Annotated in this window: 7 protein-coding genes; 5 read left to right on the top strand and 2 right to left on the bottom strand. The window is 59.5% G+C overall.

The window, feature by feature from the left end; translation table 11 throughout:
• The first annotated feature begins 145 nt into the window (after positions 1–145).
• The 5 genes from trhO (at position 146) to AC3WWR_RS30220 (ending at position 6972) form a co-directional block, all read left to right on the top strand.
• Entirely contained in the window at positions 146–1087 is a 942-nt protein-coding gene (gene trhO, locus AC3WWR_RS30240; protein WP_020799993.1) for an oxygen-dependent tRNA uridine(34) hydroxylase TrhO, read from the top strand.
• A 36-nt stretch (positions 1088–1123) separates the two neighbouring features.
• A complete protein-coding gene (locus tag AC3WWR_RS30235) occupies positions 1124–1726 on the top strand; it encodes a DsbA family protein (protein WP_173667180.1) in 603 nt (200 codons plus the stop codon).
• Positions 1719–3536 carry an ABC transporter ATP-binding protein gene (locus AC3WWR_RS30230; protein ID WP_020799995.1) on the top strand — a complete coding sequence of 606 codons (1818 nt, stop codon included), beginning with the start codon at positions 1719–1721 and terminating at the stop codon, positions 3534–3536. The genes AC3WWR_RS30235 and AC3WWR_RS30230 overlap by 8 nt, the downstream gene beginning before the upstream one ends.
• Before the next feature lie 136 nt (positions 3537–3672).
• Positions 3673–6132 carry an EAL domain-containing protein gene (locus tag AC3WWR_RS30225; RefSeq protein ID WP_083349629.1) on the top strand — a complete coding sequence of 820 codons (2460 nt, stop codon included), beginning with the start codon at positions 3673–3675 and terminating at the stop codon, positions 6130–6132.
• A 45-nt stretch (positions 6133–6177) separates the two neighbouring features.
• Complete coding sequence (locus AC3WWR_RS30220; protein ID WP_033043101.1) at positions 6178–6972, top strand: iron-containing redox enzyme family protein; 795 nt, start codon at positions 6178–6180, stop codon at positions 6970–6972.
• Positions 6973–7040: 68 nt separating this feature from the next.
• Here AC3WWR_RS30220 and sugE read toward each other — a convergent pair whose 3' ends face one another.
• The gene (sugE, locus tag AC3WWR_RS30215; RefSeq protein WP_020799998.1) at positions 7041–7355 is read right to left on the bottom strand and encodes a quaternary ammonium compound efflux SMR transporter SugE; all 315 of its coding nucleotides are present in this window, start codon (positions 7353–7355) and stop codon (positions 7041–7043) included.
• A 119-nt stretch (positions 7356–7474) separates the two neighbouring features.
• Entirely contained in the window at positions 7475–8440 is a 966-nt protein-coding gene (locus tag AC3WWR_RS30210; RefSeq protein WP_020799999.1) for a bile acid:sodium symporter family protein, read from the bottom strand.
• Positions 8441–8551 lie beyond the last annotated feature (111 nt).

Here is an 8551-nt window from a genome sequence, read left to right as displayed (position 1 = left end):
CTCCTACAGGGGAATGCGTTCTCCTGTAGGAGCTGCCGCAGGCTGCGATCTTTTTTGTTAGAATGTTCAGCGCGTCGCTCCTGCGGCGCGTTTTTTTTCGCATCCGGTTCACCCCTTACGAGGGTAGCCACCTGGAGATTTACCCATGACACAACAGATTGTCGTGGCGGCACTGTATAAGTTCGTCACCCTGCAAGATTACGTCGCCATGCGCGAGCCCCTGCTCAAGGCCATGGTCGACAACGGCATCAAAGGCACGCTGCTGATCGCCGAAGAAGGCATCAACGGCACCGTGTCCGGCAGCCGCGAAGGCATCGACGGGCTGATGGCCTGGCTCAAGAACGACCCGCGCATGGACGACATCGACCATAAAGAGTCGTACTGCGACGAGCAGCCGTTCTACCGCACCAAGGTCAAGCTCAAGAAAGAGATCGTGACCCTGGGCGTTGAAGGCGTGGACCCGAACAAGAAAGTCGGCACCTACGTCGATCCGCAGGACTGGAATGCGCTGATCAGCGATCCGGAAGTCCTGTTGATCGATACTCGCAATGACTATGAAGTCTCGATTGGCACCTTTGAAGGTGCAATTGACCCGAAAACCACCAGTTTTCGCGAGTTTCCCGACTACATCAAAGCCAACTTCGACCCGACCGTGCACAAGAAGGTGGCGATGTTCTGCACCGGCGGCATTCGTTGTGAAAAAGCGTCGAGCTACATGCTCAGCGAGGGCTTCGATGAGGTCTACCACCTCAAGGGTGGCATCCTGAAATACCTCGAGGAGGTGCCTCAGGAAGAAACCAAGTGGCAGGGCGACTGCTTCGTGTTCGACAACCGCGTGACGGTTCGCCACGACCTTAGCGAAGGCGACTACGATCAATGTCATGCCTGTCGCACACCGGTCAGCGTCGAAGATCGCGCCTCCGAGCATTATGTGGCCGGGATCAGTTGCCCGCATTGCTGGAATACGCTGAGCGAGAAAACCCGTCGCAGCGCCATCGACCGGCAAAAGCAGATCGAACTGGCCAAGGCACGCAACATGCCGCACCCGATCGGCTACAACTACAAGCAAGCATCCACCGAGGCCTGAACCATGTCTGCACGCCTGCTCTATGTGATGGACCCGATGTGTTCCTGGTGCTGGGGCTTCGCGCCGGTGGCCAACGCGTTGGTCGAGCAGGCGCAAGCCGCAGGCGTGGACGTGCACCTGGTGGTAGGTGGTTTGCGCACCGGCAGTGGTTCGGCCCTGGAGCCGACCACCCGCCGTTATATTCTGGAGCACTGGCAGGCGGTCAACGAGGCCACGGGGCAACCCTTCAAGCTCGACGGCGCGTTGCCCGACGGCTTCGTCTATGACACCGAGCCGGCCTGCCGGGCGTTGGTGACGGCACGCGGCCTGGCACCGGATTGCGCGTGGAAGCTGCTGGGATTGATCCAGCATGCGTTTTACGCCGAAGGCCGCGATGTCACCCACGCCAGCGTTCTGGTGGAGTTGGCGGAACAGGCCGGGCTGCCGCGCATCGAGTTCGCCGCCGCTTTCGACCGTGCCGATACGCACGCCGCGACGGCTGCCGATTTCACCTGGGTCCAGGACCTTGGCATCGCCGGTTTCCCGACGTTGCTGGCTGAACGCAATGGTCAATTGGCGTTGCTGACCAATGGCTACCAGCCGCTTGGCGTCCTGTCCCCCTTGCTCGGTCGCTGGCTGGAGCGTGCCGCCTGTGCATGATCCCGCCAACGACACCCCAACCGTTAAACGTGTCGACCGGCTGAGCTGGGCAGAAATCCGTCGTCTGGCTCTTCATCACAAGAAATCCCTGTGGATCGCCAACGGTGTAGCCGTGTTGGCGACCCTGTGCAGCGTACCTATTCCCTTGCTCCTGCCATTGCTGGTAGACGAAGTGTTGCTGGGGCACGGCGACGCCGCGCTGAAAATCATGAACCTGGCGCTGCCCGAGGCCTGGCAGAAAGCCGCGGGCTACATCGGCCTGATGCTGGTGGTGACCCTGGCCCTGCGGTGCGCGGCATTGCTGTTCAACGTGGTGCAGGCGCGCTTGTTCGCCTCCTTGGCCAAGGACATCGTCTACCGTATTCGCATCCGTCTGATCGAACGCCTCAAGCGTATTTCGCTGGGGGAATACGAAAGCCTGGGCAGCGGCACGGTGACCACGCACCTGGTGACCGATCTCGACACCCTGGACAAGTTTGTCGGCGAAACCCTCAGTCGTTTCCTGGTGGCCATGCTGACGCTGGTCGGCACCGCGGGCATTCTGGTGTGGATGCACTGGCAGCTGGCGCTGCTGATCCTGTTGTTCAATCCGCTGGTGATCTACGCCACGGTGCAATTGGGCAAGCGGGTCAAGCACCTGAAGAAACTCGAGAACGACAGCACCTCGCGCTTCACCCAGGCATTGACCGAAACCCTGGACGCGATCCAGGAAGTGCGCGCCGGTAACCGCCAGGGCTTTTTCCTCGGTCGTTTGGGGCGACGCGCCCGGGACGTTCGCGATTATGCGGTGAACTCGCAATGGAAAACCGATGCGTCGAACCGGGCCAGCGGTTTGTTGTTCCAGTTCGGCATCGATATTTTTCGTGCTGCAGCGATGCTTACCGTGCTGTTTTCCGACCTGTCCATCGGCCAGATGCTCGCGGTATTCAGCTACCTGTGGTTCATGATCGGTCCGGTCGAGCAGCTGCTGAATTTGCAGTACGCGTATTACGCCGCCGGCGGCGCATTATCGCGGATCAACGAGCTGCTTGCCCGGGCTGATGAGCCGCAATACCCAGGCGGTGTCGACCCGTTCAAAGGTCGCGAAACCGTTGGCATCGAAGTCCAGGGATTGAGTTTCGGCTATGGCGACGAACTGGTCTTGAACCAGATGGATCTGTCGATCGCTCCCGGTGAAAAAGTCGCGATCGTCGGTGCCAGCGGTGGCGGCAAAAGCACACTGGTGCAGTTGCTGCTGGGCTTGTACACGCCGCTGGCGGGGACCATCCGTTTCGGCGGTTCGACCCAGCAGGAGATCGGCCTGGAGACCGTGCGCGAAAATGTCGCCGTGGTCCTGCAACACCCGGCGCTGTTCAACGACACGGTGCGCGCAAACCTGACCATGGGGCGTGAGCGCAGCGACGAGGCTTGCTGGCAAGCGCTGGAAATCGCCCAACTGCACACCACTGTACGCGAGTTGCCCAATGGCCTGGACAGCATCGTCGGGCGTTCCGGCGTGCGCTTGTCCGGCGGCCAGCGCCAACGCCTGGCCATTGCGCGGATGGTATTGGCCGACCCCAAGGTGGTGATTCTCGACGAGGCCACCTCGGCCCTGGATGCCGCCACCGAATACAACCTGCACCAGGCGCTGGCGCGGTTCTTGAGCCATCGCACCACGTTAATCATTGCGCACCGCTTGTCCGCGGTGAAACAGGCCGACCGGGTGCTGGTGTTTGATGGCGGTCAGATCGCCGAGGATGGCGACCATCAGCAGCTGATTGCCGATGGTGGCTTGTACGCCAAGCTTTATGGGCATTTGCAGCAACACTGAGTCAGTGCCAGGCACCTCGAGTGGACTTTCCTGCAAGAGGAGGAGGGTTGGCGCTTGCTGGGATGCGGAAGGCCCCCTAGTCTAGCTGTAGCGATCACGTGGATGATGATCTGGCAGTGCTAAACAAAGGGACCTCATGAATCAAGCGCGGACTCTCGGAACGCCACGGTTGCTGGGCATCGTCTGGCCTTTTATTGCCGTTGTGTTATTTCAGGCCCTGTTGGGGGGCGTCAGTCTTTATGTATTGTCGGCGGTGCGCGGTTATGTTGCCGGCGAAAGCCTGTGGTCCAAGGGCCAGAAGGACGCGATCTATTACCTCAACCTGTATGCCGACAGTCGCGATGAGAGCAAATTCCTCAAGTATCAGGAGGCCATTGCCGTCCCTCAGGGCGGGCATGAGCTGCGTCTGGCACTTGACCAGCAGCCACCCGATATCGAAGCGGCCAGGCTGGCGATTCTCAAGGGTGGCAACCACCCCGATGACGTTCCCAGCCTGATCTGGCTTTACCTCAACTTTCGCCATTTCAGCTACCTCGAGAAAGCCATCGATCGCTGGACCGTGGGTGATGCGTACCTTGATCAGCTCGATGATGTCGCCAGGGACATGCACCAGCACATCAGCATCAAGCCGGCCCATCCTGACGACATCCAGCGCTGGAAAGAACAGATTTTCGATATCAACAACGGGGTGACGCCGGCGGCGAAGGCCTTCAGCGATGCCCTTGGCGAAGGCTCGCGGATGATCATGCGCCTGCTACTGGCAACGAATCTGGCCACCGCCCTCGGCCTGATCGCCCTGGCGCTGCTGCGCACACATAAGCTGCTCAAGCAGCGGCACGCTTTTGCCGACGCCCTGCAGCTGGAGAAGGAGCGGGCGCAAATCACCCTGCAATCGATTGGCGACGCGGTGATCACCACCAATGTCGAGGGCGCGATCGCCTACATGAATCCGGCCGCCGAAGCCTTGACCCACTGGAAAGCCGAACAGGCGAGCGGGTTGCCGCTGGCGGCGCTGTTTAATCTGCTGGATGACAATGCCCAAGCCGATGGTTTTACCTTGATCGAGCACATCCTGAGCGGTCAGCTCAGTGGCGGCAGCGAACATTCCAAGCTCATTCAGCGCCTTGATGGCAGCACGGTGTCGGTCACCCTGGTCGGGGCGCCGATCCGCAATGCCGGGAAGGTCAGCGGTGCCGTGCTGGTGCTGCATGACATGACCCAGGAGCGGCAATACATTGCCAATCTCTCCTGGCAGGCGACCCATGATGCGCTGACCGGGCTCGCCAACCGCCGCGAGTTCGAATTCCGTCTGGAACAGGCGCTGCAGGGCCTGACGCGACAATCGGGGCGCCACGCCTTGATGTTCCTCGACCTGGATCAGTTCAAGTTGGTCAACGACACCAGCGGACACGCGGCGGGTGACGAGTTGCTGCGGCATATCTGTGCGCTGTTGCAATCCGGATTGCGCGAGGGCGACACCCTGGCCCGGTTGGGCGGCGACGAGTTTGGCATCCTGCTGGAGAACTGTGCTCCGCAGGCAGCTGAAAAAATTGCCGAGGGGTTGCGCCAGACCGTGCAGAACCTGCACTTCGTCTGGAAGGGGCGGCCGTTCGTGACCACCGTGAGCATCGGCCTGGTGCACATCAATGCCCATCCGACCACCCTGGAAGTCTCGCTGCGCGCGGCTGACATGGCCTGCTACATGGCCAAGGAAAAGGGCCGCAACCGGGTTCAGGTATATCACGCCGACGACTCGGAGCTGTCCCTGCGCTTTGGCGAGATGGCCTGGGTGCAGCGCTTGCACATGGCCCTGGAAGAAGACCGTTTTTGTCTGTACGCCCAGGAAATCGCGCCGCTTGGTCATGTCGAACAAGGTGGCGGGCATATCGAAATCCTGCTGCGTCTGCATGATGAAGCGGGTCGCATGATATTGCCGGACAGTTTTATTCCGGCAGCAGAACGCTATGGCTTGATGACGACCCTGGATCGTTGGGTTGTAAAGAACGTGTTCAAGATCATTGCCCAATGTATGGCCGAAAAGCACAACGAGCCTTTAGCGATGTGTGCGATTAATCTGTCAGGCACAACTATAGGAGATGAAGCGTTCCTGGACTTCCTGCGTCAACAGTTCATTAGTTACGCCATACCACCTGAAATAATTTGTTTTGAAATCACTGAAACCAGCGCCATTTCCAATCTGGCGAGTGCAATTAAATTTATTAACGAACTCAAAGGTTTAGGGTGTCTGTTTTCCCTGGATGACTTTTGCGCCGGTATGTCCTCGTTCGCATACTTGAAACATTTGCCTGTAGACTTCCTGAAGATCGACGGGAGTTTCGTAAAGGATATGCTGGACGACCCGATTAACCGCGCCATGGTCGAAGTGATCAACCACATCGGTCATGTCATGGGTAAGCGTACGATTGCCGAGTTTGTTGAAACGCCCCAGATCGAGCAGGCATTGCTGGATATCGGAGTTGATTACGCTCAAGGGTATGTCATTGAACGCCCGCATCTGTTTACCTGCGATAGCTTGAAAAGTCGTCCAGCCAGGCCGCAGCCCCTGTTGTTCAAGGCGCCCGGCACGTTCCGTTGAAGTCTCTCGTTGATCGGAACAATCACAATCAAAAGGAGCCCGACAGTGATCGAGACATTCAACCGAACCGGACCACTCATGGAAGCTGCAAGTTATCCCGACTGGGCCCAGCGCCTGATTCAGGATTGCAGCGCGAGTAAGCGCCGGGTTGTAGAGCACGAACTGTATCAGCGCATGCGAGATAACAGACTCAGTGCCAAGACGATGCGCCAGTACCTTATCGGGGGCTGGCCCGTGGTCGAACAGTTCGCGTTATACATGGCGCAGAACCTGACCAAGACCCGTTTTGCCCGCCACCCGGGCGAGGACATGGCGCGTCGCTGGTTGATGCGCAACATCCGTGTCGAACTCAACCACGCCGACTACTGGGTGAACTGGAGCCGTGCCCACGGCGTCAGCCTGGAAGATCTGCAGGCGCAGCAGGTGGCCCCCGAGCTTCACGCCTTGAGCCATTGGTGCTGGCACACCAGTTCCGCCGATTCGCTGATCGTTGCCATTGCTGCCACCAACTACGCCATCGAAGGCGCGACCGGTGAGTGGTCGGCGGTGGTCTGTTCCAATGGTCTGTACGCGGCAGCCTTCCCGGAGGAGGATCGCAAGCGGGCCATGAAATGGTTGAAGATGCACGCCCAGTATGACGATGCCCACCCTTGGGAAGCGCTGGAAATCATCTGCACCCTGGCCGGGATGAATCCGAGTAAGTCATTGCAAATCGAATTGCGCCAGGCCGTGTGCAAGAGCTACGACTATATGTTCCTGTTCCTGGAGCGTTGCATGCAGTTGGAGCATTCGGAAAAGGCCTCGGTGATGCGTGAGCGATTGGAGATGGCCGAAAGCTGACAGATTGCGTTCATGAAAAAGCCCGCCCCTGGTGACAGGAGGCGGGCTTTTTTGCAGATGGGCTGTAGTCAGGCGCTGACTTTAAGCCCCACCAGGCCGGTGATGATCAATGCCACACTGGCCAGGCGGACCAGCGCCATGGATTCGCCAAACAAAATGATTCCGGCAATCACGGTGCCGACTGCACCCACTCCGGTCCAGATCGCATAGGCCGTGCCCAGCGGCAACTCCTTCATCGCAAGGCCGAGCAAGCCAAGGCTGATGGCCATGGCGGCAACGGTCAATGCCGTAGGGAGAGGGCGGCTGAAACCATCGGTGTACTTGAGGCCAACGGCCCAGCCGACTTCGAACAAGCCGGCGAAAAACAGAATGATCCAGGACATGGAAGACCTCCATCCATTGACGGGGTCGTCCCCAAGGTTAATGACTCGATCGAGCCGCGAGGTCGTCCTCGCGTTGCGCAATATAGTGCCCAGCATTAACCCTGGGATCAAGTTTCGGTTCAGTCGGTCGCCTGTCGCGCGGCGACTTCACGATCCTGCTTCTCGCTCATGCGACGGAAATACGTCGAGAGCAACGCCCCGGAAATGTTGTGCCAGACACTGAACAACGCGCTCGGTACCGCCGCCAAAGGCGAAAAGTGCGCACTGGCCAAGGCGGCGCCCAGCCCTGAGTTCTGCATGCCGACTTCCAGCGCCAGGGATTTGCGCTGGGCCAGTGGCAATTTGAACAGGCGCCCGGTGAAGTAACCCAGCAGGTAACCAAAGCTGTTGTGCAGCATGACCACGGCCATGATCAACAGGCCCGATTCGGCAATTTTCGCCTGGCTGGCGGCCACCACGGCGGTGACGATGATCACGATGCTCACCACCGAAACCAGAGGCAACACGTCCACAGCGTGGCGAACCTTGTCGCCGAGCAGTCGCTGGGCAGCGACACCCAGTACGATCGGCAGCAGCACTACCTGGAGAATCGACCAGAACAGCTCCATGAACGACACCGGCAGCCAGGCCGAAGCCAGCAGCCAGATCAAGGCGGGTGTCAGGAGCGGAGCGAGGAGGGTGGTCACGGCAGCGATGGCCACCGACAACGCCAGGTCGCCGCGTGCCAGCCAAGTCATCACGTTCGACGAGGTGCCGCTTGGGCAGCAACCGACCAGAATCACGCCGACGGCAATCTCCGGGGGCAAATGGAACGCCTGGCAGAGCAACCACGCCACGCCAGGCATGATCACGAAATGCGCCACCACGCCCAAGGCCACGCGCCACGGGTGGCGGGCGACCTCGGCGAAGTCGTCGAGCTTGAGGGTCAGGCCCATGCCGAACATCACCAACCCCAGCAACGGCACGATGGCGCCCTTGAGGCCGATGAACCAGGCCGGCTGCAGGAATGCCACGACGGCGAAAATCAGTACCCAGTAGGCGAAGGTGTTACCGACAAAACGACTCAATGCAGCCAGTGCACGCATGGCCAGATCCTTATTGTAAGAAAGCGTTAGGGAGCTAAGCATACGCTGCTCGCAAAAAAAGATCGCAGCCTGCGGCAGCTCCTACAATGTGTGCGATATTTGCGTTAATCA

It is taken from the genome of Pseudomonas sp. EB271-G4-1, assembly GCF_058791355.1.
The sequence above is the reverse complement of the archived record's forward strand: the minus strand, read 5'-3'. Positions and strand labels throughout refer to the sequence as shown.

Bases quoted from the DNA above. Each gene is read 5' to 3' on its own strand.
- trhO (WP_020799993.1), top strand. From the start codon at position 146: ATGACACAACAGATTGTCGTGGCGGCACTGTATAAGTTCGTCACCCTG.
- AC3WWR_RS30235 (WP_173667180.1), top strand. From the start codon at position 1,124: ATGTGTTCCTGGTGCTGGGGCTTCGCGCCGGTGGCCAACGCGTTGGTC.
- AC3WWR_RS30225 (WP_083349629.1), top strand. From the start codon at position 3,673: ATGAATCAAGCGCGGACTCTCGGAACGCCACGGTTGCTGGGCATCGTC.
- sugE (WP_020799998.1), bottom strand. From the start codon at position 7,355: ATGTCCTGGATCATTCTGTTTTTCGCCGGCTTGTTCGAAGTCGGCTGG.
- AC3WWR_RS30210 (WP_020799999.1), bottom strand. From the start codon at position 8,440: ATGCGTGCACTGGCTGCATTGAGTCGTTTTGTCGGTAACACCTTCGCC.